Below are 13,210 nucleotides of genomic sequence, written 5' to 3'. Positions count from 1 at the left end.
GTCAGACCGGGCGGGTGCCCAGGCCCATGGCCTGGCGGGCGAACCAGCGCTTGGCCGGGGGCAACAGGTCGAGGCCGAGCAGGCCCAGGTTGCGCCCGGTGGCCAGCAGCGGCTCCTTGTTGGAGAACAGCCGCGTGACCTGGTCGGAGAAGCCGACGGTGAGGTCCTGGTCCAGGCGCTGGCTGGCGAGGTAGCCCTGCAGGGTGGCGAGGTCGCCCAGGGGCGCGGTGCTGGCCAGCAGGGTTTCCGCCAGGGCCACGGTGTCGCGCAGGGACAGGTTGTAGCCCTGGCCGGCGATGGGATGCAGGCTGTGGGCGGCGTTGCCGAGCACCACCAGGTTGGGGCGCACCTGCTCCTCGGCCTCGATCAGGGTGAGCGGGTAGAGGTGGCGGGCGCCGACCTGGGAGAAGGCGCCCAGGCGGTAGCCGAAGGTGGCCTGCAGTTCGCCGAGGAAGGCGCGGTCGTCGAGGTCGGCCAGGCGCTGGGCGTCATTGCCCGGCCGGGTCCATACCAGCGCACAGCGGTTTTCCGGCAGCGGCAGCAGGGCCATGGGGCCTTCGTCGGTGAAGCGCTCGAAGGCCTGGCCACGGTGGGATTCCAGCGGGCTGACATTGGCGATCAGTGCGGTCTGCCCGTAGGGGTTGCGGCGCACGCCGATGCCCAGCTGCTCGCGCAGGCTGGAGCGGCCGCCGTCAGCGAGGATCGCCAGGTCGCATTCGAGCTGGGTCTCGTCGTTGAGGCTGAGGCGGTAGCCGCCTTCCAGCGGCTCCATGCGCACCACTTCCGCCGGGCAGTGCCAGGTGACCACGTCCGGGTCGAGGGCCTGCCAGAGGCACTGTCCGAGCCAGGCGTTCTCCACCACGTAGCCGAGGGCGGGGACGCCCTCTTCGATGGCGGCCAGCCGCGCCGCGCCGAAGCGGCCACGGTCGGAGACGTGGATCTGCAGGATGGGCTCGGCGCGCTGGGCGATGGCCAGCCACAGGCCGAGGCGTTCGTAGATGCGCCGGGTGCCGAAGGAGAGGGCGGAGGAGCGGGCGTCGTAGCTGGGCTGGTAGCTGTTGCCGGGGGCGAAGGGCTCGATCAGGACGATCTTCCAGCCCCGCTCGCGGGCACCTTGCTGCAGGGCCAGGGCCAGGCTGGCACCCACCAGGCCGCCGCCGACGATCGCCAGTTGGGTGCGGGCCATGTCAGGCGGCCTCGCTGCGGGCGGCGGCCATCAGGGCTTCGATCTCGGCGACGGTCTTGGGTACGCCACCGGTGAGGATCTCGCAGCCTTTCCGGGTGACCACGACATCGTCTTCGATGCGCACGCCGATGCCGCGCCACTTCTTCGGCACGTCCTGGTTGTCGACGCCGATGTAGATGCCGGGCTCGACGGTCATCGCCATGCCGGGCTCGAGGACGCGCCATTCACCGCCGACCTTGTATTCGCCGACGTCGTGCACGTCCATGCCCAGCCAGTGGCCGGCGCGGTGCATGTAGAAGGGCTTGTAGGCTTCGCGGGCGATCAGCTCGTCCACCTCGCCCTGCAGCAGCCCCAGCTCCACCAGGCCGGCGGTGATGACCCGCACGGTGGCTTCGTGGGCTTCGTTCCAGTGCTTGCCGGGGGCGATCTCGAGGAAGGCGGCCTCCTGGGCGGCCAGCACCAGCTCGTAGATGGCCTTCTGCTCGGGGCTGAAGCGGCCGCTGACGGGGAAGGTGCGGGTGATGTCGCTGGCGTAGCAGTCCAGCTCGCAGGCGGCGTCGATCAGCACCAGGTCGCCATCCTTGAGGAGGGCGTCGTTCTCGCGGTAGTGCAGGATGCAGGCGTTCTTGCCGGCGGCGACGATGGAGCCGTAGGCGGGCATCTTCGCGCCGCCCTTGCGGAACTCGTATTCCAGCTCGGCTTCCAGGCTGTATTCGTAGAGGCCGGCGCGGGCGGCCTGCATGGCGCGGACATGGGCACGGGCGGAGACTTCGCCGGCTTCGCGCATGACCTTGATCTCGGCGGCGGACTTGTACAGGCGCATGTCGTGCAGCAGGTGGTCCAGGGCGACGAACTCGTTCGGCGGCTGGGCGCCCTGGCGGGCCTTGGAGCGGATGACGTTGACCCACTCCATGAGGTGGTGGTCGAACTCGGGGTTGGTGCCGATGGAGTAGTAGACCCGCGAGCGGCCTTCGATCAGGCCGGGCAGGATGTCGTCGATGTCGCCGATGGGGAAGGCGTCATCCGCGCCGTAGTCGCGGGTGGCGCCGTCCTGGCCGGCACGCAGGCCGTCCCACAGTTCACGCTCGGGGTCACGCTCGCGGCAGAAGAGCACGTACTCGCCGTGTTCCCGTCCGGGGATCAGCACCATCACCGCTTCCGGCTCGGGGAAACCGCTGAGGTACTGGAAGTCACTGTCCTGGCGGTAGACGTGCTCGACGTCGCGGTTGCGGATGTATACCGGCGCGGCGGGCAGGATGGCGATGCTGTTGGGCACCATCTGCTCCATCAGCGCCTTGCGGCGACGGGCGAATTCGGACTTCGGGATACGGGTCATGCGCGCTCCTTGATCGAGGGTGCCGGGATGGCACCCGTGACGCGGGTCAGTGCAGGGAGGTCTTCGGCGCCGGTGCGGCGCCCCGGTTGCATTCGCTGAACAGCAGCAGGGGGGCGACGCGCAGGTACTCCATCACTTCCATGTAGTCGGTCTCGCCGTCCTCGGAATCTTCCAGGGCGCTCTGCACCTGGGCGATGGAAGCAAGGTCCTGTAGGACTTCGACCGCTTCGCCTGACAGCGCACCTTCACGCGCGGTGAGGCCGAAGCCGCCGAGGAAACCCTGGCACCACTGGCCCAGGGCCGCAGCGCGTTCGGACAGGGGCGTTTCGTCGTCGGGCAGCAACAGCACGACGGCCATCTCGCCGCCGGTGAGTTCGCCCTTGACCATCTCCTGCAGGCCGATCAGGGCCTGGCGCAGGTTGTCCTCGGGCGAGGCGCCGAGCAGCTCGGCAGCGTCCTCCAGCCAGGGCTCGGGCTCGAAGCCGGCTCCGGCGCAACTACGCCCCAGGAGCAGGCCGTGGAGTTCGGCAGGGGAAACGGGCTGGCCGGTGCTGGCGAGCAGCGCGGCGAATGCGGAATACGGGGAGTTCGGGCTGGGCATGGGTGGCTAGGCGCCGGGGGGCGCAATCACTAGAATGACGGCCTCGTATCCTAGCATCGGCACGCGCGCCAAGACCATGCGACGTCGCCGCGGGGTTTGTCCCTGGATCGGGCCGGTCCTGTATAGTCCCCGTCCACTCATCGCCGAGTAGAAAGCCCATGGAAGATGCCGACCTGAAAGCACTCGCCACCCGCCTGGAACACCTGATCCAGCGCGTGGAGCAGCTCAAGGCGCACAACCGGCAACTGCTCGCGAACGAGAGGATGTGGAAAGAAGAACGCGCTCATCTGATCGAAAAGAACGAACTGGCCCGGCAGAAGGTCGAAGCGATGATTTCGCGCCTGAAAGCCCTGGAGCAGGATTCATGACCCAGTCCAATACCGTCACCGTCCACATCCTCGACAAGGATTACTGCATCGCCTGTCCCTCGGACGAGCGCGCCAACCTGGAAAGCGCTGCCCGCTACCTGGACGGCAAGATGCGCGAGATCCGCAACAGCGGCAAGGTGATCGGCGCCGATCGCGTCGCCGTGATGGCGGCGCTCAACATCACCCACGAACTCCTGCACAAGCAGCAGCGCCTCGACCAGGAGGCCACGTCCACCCGCGAACGGGTGCGCGACCTGCTGGAACGGGTCGACCACGCCCTGGCCACCGATCAGGATGCACCCGGGGCCTGACGCCACCGACCTTTCTTGGGGTATACTCGCCGCCAGCTCCCTGGTGTGTTTGCCAGTCGGTGATGTCCCTGAGCCGATACGCACAACCACGGGGGTTGTAAGTGGGGCCGGTGTGCATGTCCGCCTGACGGAAAGCCTTAACGCCTCCTGCAACCTCCACCTTGAACTTTCGGGTTCAAGGGCTAACCCGACAGCGGCATAACCGGGGAGTCATATTTTCATGGTCACTGCCGGCACCCTCTCCCGCCCGGCCCTGCGGCGCCTCCTCAGGCAACAACGCCGCCAGCTCTCCCCCCTCCAGCAGAAGAAAGCCGCCCGTGCGCTGTACCGTCAGCTCGCGCAGCACCCGCTGTTCCGCCGTGCCCGCCACCTGGCGCTGTACCTGCCCAACGACGGCGAGATCGATCCGCGACCGCTGCTGCGCGAGGCCCAGCGACGGGGCAAGGCCACCTACCTGCCGGTGCTCAATGCCTGGCCGCGCACGCGCATGGCCTTCCAGCGCCTGATGCCCGGCGAGCGCCTGGTGCGCAACCGCTTCCGCATCGAAGAGCCGCGCACCAATACGGCGCGGCAGCGGCCGGTGTGGACGCTGGACCTGGTGCTGATGCCGCTGGTGGGATTCGACGAGGAGGGCGGCCGGCTGGGCATGGGCGGCGGCTTCTACGACCGCAGCCTGGCCTACCGGTCACGCCGCAAGCAGGGGCAGAAACCGACGTTATTGGGCCTGGCCCATGAATGCCAGAAGGTGGATCGGCTGCCGCTGGCGAGCTGGGACGTCCGCCTCCAGGGCACGGTGACGGACGGCGGCTGGTACCGCTGAGGGCGCCAAAAGGACGGGCGCCCGGGGGTCAGGGCTGTTGCTGCTGGGTGATCACGCCAGCGGGAGCGCTGCCCTGGCGCTGCTCCCAGAGGCTCTGGGTGTAGCCCGTGGTGACCACGCCCAGGCCGAAGATGATGACCAGTACCCAGAGAAGATCGGGTTTACGCTTCATCGAAATGCCTCCCCCTTCAAGGCATGGTGCCCGCGATGACTTGCGGCGATTTTCTGGTTTTTTGAGTGGGCTGTGCGGCAACGTCCGGCTCGAAGCGCGGCATTTTCAGGCAAGCCGTGATAACGCGCAATTATGACGCCAACCGATTGTCGGCTAATCGTTACATTTCTTTCCGTTGGCGCAAGGACCACTTTTCAGGAGCAAAGTTCATGCCCCACTGGCTGATGAAATCAGAACCCGACGAACTGTCGATCCACGATCTGCAACGCCTCGGCCAAGCGCGCTGGGACGGGGTGCGCAACTACCAGGCGCGCAACTTCATGCGCGCGATGAACCCGGGCGACCTGTTCTTCTTCTACCACTCCAGCTGCCCGGAGCCGGGCATCGCCGGGATTGCCCGCATCGTCGGCGCCACCTACCCCGACCCGACGGCCCTGGACCCGCAGAGCCACTACTTCGACGCCAAGGCCAGCCACGAGAAGAACCCCTGGAGTGCCCTGGACGTGGAATTCGTCGAGGCCTTCGCGCGGGTCATCCCCCTGGCGCAGCTGCGCGAGGCAGAAGCCCTGCAGACAATGCCACTGGTGCAGAAGGGCTCGCGCCTGTCGGTGATGCCGGTGACCGATGCCGAGTGGCAGACCGTGCTGGCCCTGCGCTGAAACCGCAGCCCGTCAGGGCTGCACGATCAGGTTGTTGAACAGCAGGTCCTCGACCAGCGGCTTGCCTTCTTCCTCGTTGAGCGCCTGCTGCACCTGCTTGAGCGCTTCCTGGCGCAGCGCTTCCTTGCCCTCCACCGAGCTGAGCGACTCGTCGGTCTGCTGGGCGAACAGCATCACCAGCTGGTTGCGGATCAGCGGCTCGTGATACTCCACCGACTTCTTCGCGTCCTCCCCGGTGACCCGCAGGGAAATGTCGGCCTTGAAGTATTTCAGCTTCGGGCCGGCGCCGTAGTTGCCTACCAGCGCGGGCACCAGGTCGAGGTAGAGCACCTTGGGCCCCTCGCCCTCCTTGGCCCCTCCCTCGGATTCCGAGGCGAAGGCGGAGAAGGGGATCAGCAGGGCCAGCAGCAGAGCGAGAGTGGTTTTCACGGGAGGGATTCCTGATGGGGCGTGCCCGCTAGCATAGCCACAGCCCGGGGCGAGCCCAAGCCCGATGCTTATGCAGCCCTATCAGGACCGGCCATGCTCGTTGACCGACCCTGCCCCCCGCCTACACTGCCTGACCACAGGGCCGGCGCCGGGCCGGTCGCCAACGAGGATCGAATCCCCCATGAAAGCCGTCCTGTGCAAGGCCTTCGGCCCCGCCGAGACCCTGGTGCTCGAAGAGGTTGCCAGCCCCGAGCCGAAGAAGAACGAAGTGCTGATCGACGTGCACGCCGCCGGGGTCAACTTCCCCGACACCCTGATCATCGAAGGCAAGTACCAGTTCAAGCCGCCGTTCCCCTTCTCCCCGGGTGGCGAAGCCGCCGGCACCGTCGCTGCCGTCGGCGAGAAGATCACCCACCTCAAGCCCGGCGACCGGGTCATGGCGCTGACCGGCTGGGGCAGCTTCGCCGAGCAGGTGGCCGTGCCCGGCTACAACGTGATGCCGATCCCCAAGGGCATCGACTTCAATTCCGCCGCCGCCTTCGGCATGACCTACGGCACCTCCATGCACGCGCTCAAGCAGCGCGCCAACCTGCAACCAGGGGAAACCCTGCTGGTGCTCGGCGCCTCCGGCGGCGTCGGCCTGGCGGCGGTGGAGATCGGCAAGGCCATGGGCGCGCGGGTCATCGCCGCCGCCAGCAGTGACGAGAAGCTGGAAGTGGCCAAGGCTGCCGGCGCCGACCTGCTGATCAACTACAGCACCAGCAGCCTGAAGGAGAAGGTCAAGGAACTGACCGGCGGCCAGGGTGCGGACGTGATCTACGACCCGGTGGGGGGCGACCTGTTCGATGAAGCCATCCGCTCCATCGCCTGGAACGGCCGCCTGCTGGTGGTCGGTTTCGCCAGCGGCCGCATCCCCGAGCTGCCGGTGAACCTGGCCCTGCTCAAGGGCGCGGCGGTGGTCGGCGTGTTCTGGGGTTCCTTCGCCCAGCGCCAGCCCCAGGACAACCTGGCCAACTTCCAGCAGCTGTTCGCCTGGCATGCCGAAGGCAAGCTCAAGCCGCTGGTGTCCCAGACCTTCCCCCTGGAGCGGGCCGCCGAGGCCATCAATGCCCTCGGCCAGCGCAAGGCCGTGGGCAAGGTGGTGGTCACCGTCCGCTGAACCCTGGCCCCGGGCAGCGCCGGGGGCCTGCTCCATCACCCCTGCGCCAGCAGGGGTGGCGGGCGACGCGCGTACCACTGCGTCACCTGCTCGTAGGCATGGGCCAATTGCAGCACCGCCAGGTCCGCGTGGTGCCGGCCGATGACCTGCATCCCCATCGGCAACCCCATCTCGTTGAACCCCACCGGCACGCTGGCCACCGGGCAGCCGGACAGGGTTCCGGGGATCACCACCTCCATCCAGCGGTGGTAGGTGTCCATGGACCTGCCAGCGATGGCCTTCGGCCAATCCCAGTGCTTGTCGAAGGGAAACACCTGGGCGCTGGGCAGCAGCAGGAAGTCATAACGCTCGAACAGCCGGCTGATGGCGCGATACCAGTCGCTGCGGGTGACGGACGCGCGGTACACCTCCATGGCCGACAGCTGCAGGCCGTTCTCCACCTCCCACACCGCCTCGGGCTTGAGCCGCTCGCGCCGCGCCGGATCGGCATGGGCCGCCGCCAGCGAGCCGGCCACCAGCCAGTGGCGCAGGGTTCGCCAGCAGGCCCAGAGGCGCTCCGGAGCAAAACCCAGGGCCGCTTCCTCGACCTGGCAACCCAGTGCCTCGAAATCCGCCAGGGCGCTGCCGCACAGCGCCAGCACGCCGGGCTCCATGGGCAGGTAGCCGCCCAGGTCACCGAGCCAGCCCAGGCGCGCGCCCTTGAAGTCCCGCTCCAGCGCACCGGCGAAGGCCGCACCGGATTCGGCGATGGACAGCGGCGCGCGGGCGTCGAAGCCGGCCTGCACCGAGAGGAGCAAGGCCACGTCCCGCACGCTGCGACCCATGGGGCCCTCGTAGCCGAGCTGGTCGACGAACAGGTCGGCGCTGTCATCGAAGGGCACCCGCCCCTGGGACGGGCGGAAGCCGACGATGTTGTTGAACGCCGCCGGGTTGCGCAGCGACCCCATCATGTCGCTGCCGTCGGCCACCGGCACCATCTGCAGCGCCAGTGCCGCCGCCGCGCCGCCGCTGCTGCCACCGGCGCTGCGAACAGGGTCGTAGGCACAGCCGGTGACGCCGAAGACCGGGTTGTAGCTGTGGGAACCGAGGCCGAATTCGGGGGTGTTGGTCTTGCCGATGAGGATCGCGCCGGCCGCGCGGATGCGCTCCACCATGATGCCGTCGCGCTCGGGTACGTGGTCGCGGAACAGCGGCGAACCGAAGGTGGTGCGGATGCCCCGGGTCAGCGACAGGTCCTTGATGGCGTGGGGCAGCCCGTGCATCCAGCCGCGGTACTCGCCGCGGGCCAGCTCGGCATCGCGCTGGTCGGCCTCGGCCAGCAACTGCGCCTCCGGCTGCAGGCTGACCAGGGCGTTGACCTCGGGGTTGAAGCGCTCGATCTGCGCCAGGTAGGCCTGCATCACCTCGCGGCAGGACACCTGGCGCAGGCGGATGCGTTCGGCCAGCTCATGGGCCTGCAGCTGGACGAGTTCGGGGTGAAGCGTGTTCGGGCTCATGGCGTGCAGCCTTCTTCCAGTTCCATCGGGGGTCGGGTCGCGTCGCTTGCGGTGCGGGCGCGTTGCCGAGGCGAGCGATACCGCTGCGCCTGCCGGGGCAGGCGCGCATCGTCTGGCCTCGGGTGAGTCGGGTCAGCGCATCAGGCTGGTCCAGATGCGGTCCGCCAGGCGGATCGCCCCTTCGCCGCAGGTCTGGCTGAACACCACGCGGGTGCCCTCGGGAATGTGCAACTCCGGCGCATCCTTGAGGCTGGCGTCCAGGTAGGGTTCCACACCCTTGATCGGGCTCTGGTGCTTGAGGAAGTTCTGGGTCAGCGCCGCGTTCTCCGGCTGGCTGAGGAAGGCGATGAAGCGCTTGGCGTTCTCCGGATGCTTCGCCCCGGCGGGGATCACCAGGTTATCCACCCAGGCCATCACCCCCTCCTTCGGGTAGAGGTAGGTGAGGCTCGGCTTCATCTCCCGCGCCCGCATGGATGAGCCGCCCCAGAACATCGACATGTCCACCTCGCCCGAGGCCAGGTTCTCGCGGATCGAACCGGCCTTGGAGCTGTAGGTCTTCACGAAGGGCTTCTGGTTCTTCAGCAGCGTCAGCACCTGCTGCATCTGCTTCGGGTCCTCGCTGCACAGCGGGATGCCCAGGTAGAGGCTGGCGGTGTCGATGACCTCGCTGGCCGAGTCGAACATGTTGATGCGCCCTTGCAGCGCAGCGGGCGGGGTGAACAGCACGGCGTAGCTGTCGGCCGGGCCGTCGTAGCGGGCGCGATCGAGCACCACGCTGGTGGTGCCCCAGATGAAGGGTACGGCGTAGGCGCCTTCCGGGTCCCAGGCGGGCTTCTTCAGCTGGTCCTGGATGTTGGCGTAGTAGGGCTGGCTGGCCGGGTCGAAGCGTTCCAGCAGCTTCTCCTGCACCAGGATCGGCACGAACTGGTGGGAGGGGATGGCCACGTCGTAGCCCGCGCCGCCCTGCTTGAGCTTGGCCAGCAGCGTCTCGTTGGAGTCGTAGGAGTCCACGGTAACCTTGATGCCGGTCTCCTGCTCGAACTTGGCCAGGATCGGCGGCGAGAAGTAGCCGCTCCAGCTCACCACGTTCAACTGCTCGGCCGCCTGGGTGGCCGACGCCAGGCCCAGGGCCAGCGAAATACCTGCAACAGCGCTCAATGTGTTCATCGTCTTGCTCCGGTTTGGGCTCAGGCCTTCTTCTTGCCGAGCAGATAAGAGAGGGTCACGAACAGCACGGAGACCCCGAGGATCAAGGTGGAAACGGCGTTGACGTCAGGCGTCACGCCCATGCGCAACAGCCCGAAGATGAAGATCGGCAGGGTGGTGGTGCCGGCCTGGGCCACCATCATCGAGATCACGAAGTTATCCAGCGAGACGATGAAGGCCAGCATCAGCCCCGAGACCATGCCCGGCGCCAGCAGCGGCAGGGTGACCTTGCGGAAGGTCCGCCAGGGGCCGGCGTAGAGGTCGGCGGCGGCCTGCTCCAGGGAGAGGTCCATGTCGTTCAGCCGGGCGCGGATCGGCAGGTAGGCGAACGGGATGCAGAACACCGTGTGGGCGATGATCAGGTTGCCGTAGCCCAGCGACAGGCCGAGGGTGGAGAACAGCGCCAGGGTGGCGACGCCGACCACGATCTCCGGCAGCACCAGCGGCAGCATGATCGTCCCCATGGACAGCCGCAGCCCCTTGAAGCGCGCCCCGCGTGAGGTGCCCAGGGCCGCCAGGGTGGCGATGGCGGTGGCTGCCAGGCTGGCGCACACGGCGATCAGCAGGCTGTTGCCGGCCGCCTGGCGCAAGGCCTGGTTGGCGAAGGCGGCGCGGTACCAGTCCAGGCTGAAGCCGGTCCACACGGTGGCCGACTGGTTGGCGTTGAACGACAGCACCACCAGCACCAGGATCGGCGCGTAGAGGTACAGGTAGAACAGCAGGCTGAGGGCGCCGAAGCCGGGAAAATCACGCACGCCGGGGCGACGGCTGCGGAACAGGGCACGGATCATCGGGCACCTCCCGCCGCACGGCCGGCGCGCCAGGCGTAGACCATCAGCACCAGCATCACCGCCGCCATCAGCACCAGCGACAGGGCGGAGCCCAGCGGCCAGTTACGGGCGTCGCTGAACTGCCGGAAGATCAGGTTGCCCAGCATCATGCGGGTACCACCGCCAAGCAGCTCAGGAGCCACCATCGCCCCCAGGCAGGGCACGAAGGTGAGGATGGCGCCGGCGAGGATGCCGGGCCGGGCGATGGGCAGCACCACCTTGCGCAGGGTGCGCCAGCGTCCGGCGTAGAGGTCCTGGGCGGCCTCCAGCAGGCGCAGGTCCATGCGCTCCAGGGTGGCGTAGATCGGCAGCACCACAAAGGGCGCGTAGGTGTACACCAGCCCCAGCAGCACGGCGCCGTCGGTGTACAGCAGGTTCAGCGGCTGGTGGATCAGGCCGAGGCCCATCAGCGTGCCGTTGACCACGCCGGTGCCGCGCAGCAGCAGGATCCAGGCGTAGGTACGGATCAACAGGTTGGCCCAGAACGGCACGGTGATGAGGAAGATCAGCAGGCCCCGCCGGTGCGCCGGCTGCATCGCCAGCCAGACGGCCACCGGAATGCCCACCAGCAGGGTGATGACGGTGGTGGCAGCGGCGATGCCGATGGAGCGCAGGGCGATCACCAGGTAGGCATCGGCGAAGGCCAGGCTGTCGTCCAGCTGGCGTTCGAACAGCAGCGAGACATAGGCCTCGACGCTGAACTGCGGGCTCMCCCCGCCGTAGGGGTTGGCCTGCATGAGGGAATAGCCGACCACGATGAGGATCGGCACCACCAGGAACAGGCCGATGGCGACCAACGCCGGCGAAACGCCGAGCAGGCTGGCCAGGGCGCGGCGGCGTTCCAGGCTGTGGGTGAGGGTGCGCATGGTCCTGTCCTCCTCAGTCCAGCAGCACGCAGGCGCTGCCCGGCTCGACCCGCAGGCCGGCACGGGCGCCCACCTCGGGCTGGCGTCCCTGGATGGCGTTGTTGGGCAGGCGCACGGTGAGCGGCGTGCCGTCGTCCAGGGCGACCCGGTACTGCAGGTCGGTGCCCAGGTAGACCCGTGCCAGCACCTGGCACGGCAGGCTGTCGGGCGTGGCGTCCGCCAGCAGGTGCAGGCGCTCGGGGCGCACCGACAGGCTGGCCTCGGCCCCGATGGCCAGGCCGTTGCAGGCCGGTGCCTGGAGCACCGCGCCACCGGGCAGGCGGAAGCGCGCGACCTGGCCGTCGAGTGCTTCGAGGCGGGCCGGGAGGAAGTTGGTCTCGCCGATGAAGTCGGCGACGAAGCGGTTGCGCGGGCGCTCGTAGATGTCGTCCGGGCCGCCAACCTGCTGCACCTCGCCCTGGGCGAGCACGGCGATGCGGTCGGACATGGCCAGGGCCTCTTCCTGGTCATGGGTGACGAAGATGAAGGTGATGCCGGTGCGGGTCTGGATGCTCTTCAGCTCCTCGCGCATGGCCTGGCGCAGCTTCAGGTCGAGGGCGGAGAGCGGCTCGTCCAGCAGCAGCACCTTGGGCTGCGGCGCCAGGGCACGGGCGAGGGCGATGCGCTGCTGCTGCCCGCCGGAGAGCTGGGCCGGGCGGCGCTCGGCGAAGGCCTCCATCTGCACCAGCGCCAGCATCTCGCGCACCTGCTCGGCCACGGCGGCCTTGCTCAGGCGCCGGCCCATGGGGTGGGATTCCAGGCCGAAGGCGAGGTTCTCGGCGATCGTCATGTGCGGGAACAGCGCGTAGTGCTGGAACACGGTGTTCACCGGGCGGGCGTAGGGCGGCCGGTCGGCGATGTTCTCGCCGAACAGGCGGATCTCGCCTTCGGTGGGGAACTCGAAGCCGGCGATCATGCGCAGCAGGGTGGTCTTGCCGCAGCCGGAAGGGCCGAGCAGGGTGAAGAACTCGTTGTCGCGGATGTCCAGGTCGACGCGCTTCAGCGCCACCGGGCCGCTCTGGGGGTCGCCGTAGACCTTGCGCACGGCGCGGATGGACACCGCCGCGGTGGTCGACGGGCTGTGCAGGGCACTCATGAATACCTCCGGTTCCTTCCCCTGCGCCCGGTGGGCGGGGGTCTTGTCGTTGTTCTGGCAGGACTAGAGACAGGTGCAGCGTCGGGCTCGGGGCCCGGTTGTTGTGGGGCTGCTGGGGACGGATGGTCGGGGAAAGGCGGTTGAGCAGAAAGCTCAATTTTCTTACAGTCGCTGTTAAAAAATTTAATACCTGACCGCGAGCCCTTCAGCCATGTCGATCCAGCGCCTGCCGCCGCTCAATGCCGTGCGTGCCTTCGAGGCCGCCGCCCGCCTGGGCAGCTATGTTGCCGCCTCGCGGGACCTCCACGTCACCCAGCCGGCCATCGGCCGCCACGTGAAGCTGCTGGAGGAGTGGCTGGGGGTGCGCCTGTTCGACCGCACGCCACGCGGCGTGTCGCTGACCCCGGCCGGGCAGCGCTACTACGAGAAGATCGCCAGCGCGCTGCAACAGATCGCCGATGCCGGCCACGAGCTGACCCCGGGCGGGACGGCGCGCTGGCTGAAGATCATGGTGGTGCCGGCCTTCGCCAAGCGCTGGCTGATGCCGCGCCTGGAGGCCCTGCTGGAACAGCGACCGGGGCTGAAGATCGCCATCGAGCCCAACCCCACCTTCGAGGCGGTGGACGGCCAGCGGGC

General features: G+C 68.3%; 16 protein-coding genes and 1 other RNA gene. 7 read left to right on the top strand and 10 right to left on the bottom strand.

Annotation, left to right across the window (positions count from 1 at the left end; genetic code table 11):
* Nucleotide 1: 1 nt before the first annotated feature.
* Genes ubiH through SZ55_RS04670 form a run of 3 tightly spaced genes read right to left on the bottom strand, consistent with a single transcriptional unit; the run spans nt 2 to nt 3,123 of the window.
* Nucleotides 2–1,186 carry a 2-octaprenyl-6-methoxyphenyl hydroxylase gene (ubiH, locus tag SZ55_RS04680; RefSeq protein ID WP_044402146.1) on the bottom strand — a complete coding sequence of 395 codons (1,185 nt, stop codon included), beginning with the start codon at nt 1,184–1,186 and terminating at the stop codon, nt 2–4.
* Between the two features lies 1 nt (nt 1,187).
* Entirely contained in the window at nt 1,188–2,522 is a 1,335-nt protein-coding gene (pepP, locus tag SZ55_RS04675) for a Xaa-Pro aminopeptidase (RefSeq protein WP_044402143.1), read from the bottom strand.
* A gap of 46 nt (nt 2,523–2,568) precedes the next feature.
* Nucleotides 2,569–3,123 carry a YecA/YgfB family protein gene (locus SZ55_RS04670; protein ID WP_044402140.1) on the bottom strand — a complete coding sequence of 185 codons (555 nt, stop codon included), beginning with the start codon at nt 3,121–3,123 and terminating at the stop codon, nt 2,569–2,571.
* Between the two features lie 158 nt (nt 3,124–3,281).
* Between SZ55_RS04670 and SZ55_RS04665 the strand changes: the two genes are divergently transcribed.
* From SZ55_RS04665 to SZ55_RS04655, 4 genes are all read left to right on the top strand, one after another.
* Entirely contained in the window at nt 3,282–3,491 is a 210-nt protein-coding gene (locus tag SZ55_RS04665; RefSeq protein ID WP_044402137.1) for a TIGR02449 family protein, read from the top strand.
* A complete protein-coding gene (locus SZ55_RS04660) occupies nt 3,488–3,802 on the top strand; it encodes a cell division protein ZapA (RefSeq protein WP_044402134.1) in 315 nt (104 codons plus the stop codon). The genes SZ55_RS04665 and SZ55_RS04660 overlap by 4 nt, the downstream gene beginning before the upstream one ends.
* 34 nt (nt 3,803–3,836) lie before the next feature.
* Nucleotides 3,837–4,015, top strand: a non-coding RNA gene (ssrS, locus tag SZ55_RS27300) — 6S RNA.
* 7 nt (nt 4,016–4,022) lie between these two features.
* Entirely contained in the window at nt 4,023–4,622 is a 600-nt protein-coding gene (locus SZ55_RS04655) for a 5-formyltetrahydrofolate cyclo-ligase (RefSeq protein WP_044402131.1), read from the top strand.
* Between the two features lie 28 nt (nt 4,623–4,650).
* Here SZ55_RS04655 and SZ55_RS28435 read toward each other — a convergent pair whose 3' ends face one another.
* Complete coding sequence (locus SZ55_RS28435; RefSeq protein ID WP_164707296.1) at nt 4,651–4,794, bottom strand: hypothetical protein; 144 nt, start codon at nt 4,792–4,794, stop codon at nt 4,651–4,653.
* Between the two features lie 209 nt (nt 4,795–5,003).
* On the opposite strand from SZ55_RS28435, the gene SZ55_RS04650 reads away from it, so the two are divergent.
* Nucleotides 5,004–5,453: an EVE domain-containing protein gene (locus SZ55_RS04650; RefSeq protein WP_044402128.1), complete on the top strand. Its 450-nt coding sequence runs from the start codon at nt 5,004–5,006 to the stop codon at nt 5,451–5,453.
* Nucleotides 5,454–5,465: 12 nt separating this feature from the next.
* Here SZ55_RS04650 and SZ55_RS04645 read toward each other — a convergent pair whose 3' ends face one another.
* The gene (locus tag SZ55_RS04645; RefSeq protein WP_044402125.1) at nt 5,466–5,882 is read right to left on the bottom strand and encodes a flagellar basal body-associated protein FliL; all 417 of its coding nucleotides are present in this window, start codon (nt 5,880–5,882) and stop codon (nt 5,466–5,468) included.
* A 181-nt stretch (nt 5,883–6,063) separates the two neighbouring features.
* Here SZ55_RS04645 and SZ55_RS04640 point away from each other — a divergent pair, with 181 nt between their 5' ends.
* Nucleotides 6,064–7,041, top strand: coding sequence for an NADPH:quinone oxidoreductase family protein (locus SZ55_RS04640; protein ID WP_044402123.1), 978 nt, complete (start codon nt 6,064–6,066; stop codon nt 7,039–7,041).
* A gap of 35 nt (nt 7,042–7,076) precedes the next feature.
* Here the strand turns inward: SZ55_RS04640 and SZ55_RS04635 are convergent, their stop codons facing one another.
* The 5 genes from SZ55_RS04635 to SZ55_RS04615 all read right to left on the bottom strand — a co-directional run bounded on the left by SZ55_RS04635 (nt 7,077) and on the right by SZ55_RS04615 (nt 12,574).
* Nucleotides 7,077–8,537, bottom strand: a complete 1,461-nt coding sequence (locus SZ55_RS04635) for an amidase (RefSeq protein WP_044402121.1) — start codon at nt 8,535–8,537, stop codon at nt 7,077–7,079.
* 132 nt (nt 8,538–8,669) lie between these two features.
* Entirely contained in the window at nt 8,670–9,704 is a 1,035-nt protein-coding gene (locus tag SZ55_RS04630; protein WP_044402118.1) for an ABC transporter substrate-binding protein, read from the bottom strand.
* A 20-nt stretch (nt 9,705–9,724) separates the two neighbouring features.
* Entirely contained in the window at nt 9,725–10,534 is an 810-nt protein-coding gene (locus SZ55_RS04625) for an ABC transporter permease (RefSeq protein ID WP_044402114.1), read from the bottom strand.
* Nucleotides 10,531–11,439 carry an ABC transporter permease gene (locus SZ55_RS04620; protein ID WP_044402112.1) on the bottom strand — a complete coding sequence of 303 codons (909 nt, stop codon included), beginning with the start codon at nt 11,437–11,439 and terminating at the stop codon, nt 10,531–10,533. The genes SZ55_RS04625 and SZ55_RS04620 overlap by 4 nt, the downstream gene beginning before the upstream one ends.
* A gap of 13 nt (nt 11,440–11,452) precedes the next feature.
* Entirely contained in the window at nt 11,453–12,574 is a 1,122-nt protein-coding gene (locus SZ55_RS04615; protein WP_044402109.1) for an ABC transporter ATP-binding protein, read from the bottom strand.
* A 211-nt stretch (nt 12,575–12,785) separates the two neighbouring features.
* On the opposite strand from SZ55_RS04615, the gene SZ55_RS04610 reads away from it, so the two are divergent.
* Nucleotides 12,786–13,210, top strand: a 425-nt coding sequence (locus SZ55_RS04610; RefSeq protein WP_044402106.1) for a LysR family transcriptional regulator, incomplete at its 3' end; no start/stop codon positions are given.

Source organism: Pseudomonas sp. FeS53a, assembly GCF_000931385.1.
Taxonomy (GTDB): domain Bacteria; phylum Pseudomonadota; class Gammaproteobacteria; order Pseudomonadales; family Pseudomonadaceae; genus Metapseudomonas; species Metapseudomonas otitidis.
Note: the sequence above shows the minus strand (reverse complement) of the source record. Positions and strands in the feature narration are given on the sequence as shown.

Bases quoted from the DNA above. Each gene is read 5' to 3' on its own strand.
- ubiH (WP_044402146.1), bottom strand. From the start codon at position 1,186: ATGGCCCGCACCCAACTGGCGATCGTCGGCGGCGGCCTGGTGGGTGCC.
- pepP (WP_044402143.1), bottom strand. From the start codon at position 2,522: ATGACCCGTATCCCGAAGTCCGAATTCGCCCGTCGCCGCAAGGCGCTG.
- SZ55_RS04670 (WP_044402140.1), bottom strand. From the start codon at position 3,123: ATGCCCAGCCCGAACTCCCCGTATTCCGCATTCGCCGCGCTGCTCGCC.
- SZ55_RS04665 (WP_044402137.1), top strand. From the start codon at position 3,282: ATGGAAGATGCCGACCTGAAAGCACTCGCCACCCGCCTGGAACACCTG.
- SZ55_RS04660 (WP_044402134.1), top strand. From the start codon at position 3,488: ATGACCCAGTCCAATACCGTCACCGTCCACATCCTCGACAAGGATTAC.
- SZ55_RS04655 (WP_044402131.1), top strand. From the start codon at position 4,023: ATGGTCACTGCCGGCACCCTCTCCCGCCCGGCCCTGCGGCGCCTCCTC.
- SZ55_RS28435 (WP_164707296.1), bottom strand. From the start codon at position 4,794: ATGAAGCGTAAACCCGATCTTCTCTGGGTACTGGTCATCATCTTCGGC.
- SZ55_RS04650 (WP_044402128.1), top strand. From the start codon at position 5,004: ATGCCCCACTGGCTGATGAAATCAGAACCCGACGAACTGTCGATCCAC.
- SZ55_RS04640 (WP_044402123.1), top strand. From the start codon at position 6,064: ATGAAAGCCGTCCTGTGCAAGGCCTTCGGCCCCGCCGAGACCCTGGTG.
- SZ55_RS04635 (WP_044402121.1), bottom strand. From the start codon at position 8,537: ATGAGCCCGAACACGCTTCACCCCGAACTCGTCCAGCTGCAGGCCCAT.
- SZ55_RS04630 (WP_044402118.1), bottom strand. From the start codon at position 9,704: ATGAACACATTGAGCGCTGTTGCAGGTATTTCGCTGGCCCTGGGCCTG.
- SZ55_RS04625 (WP_044402114.1), bottom strand. From the start codon at position 10,534: ATGATCCGTGCCCTGTTCCGCAGCCGTCGCCCCGGCGTGCGTGATTTT.
- SZ55_RS04615 (WP_044402109.1), bottom strand. From the start codon at position 12,574: ATGAGTGCCCTGCACAGCCCGTCGACCACCGCGGCGGTGTCCATCCGC.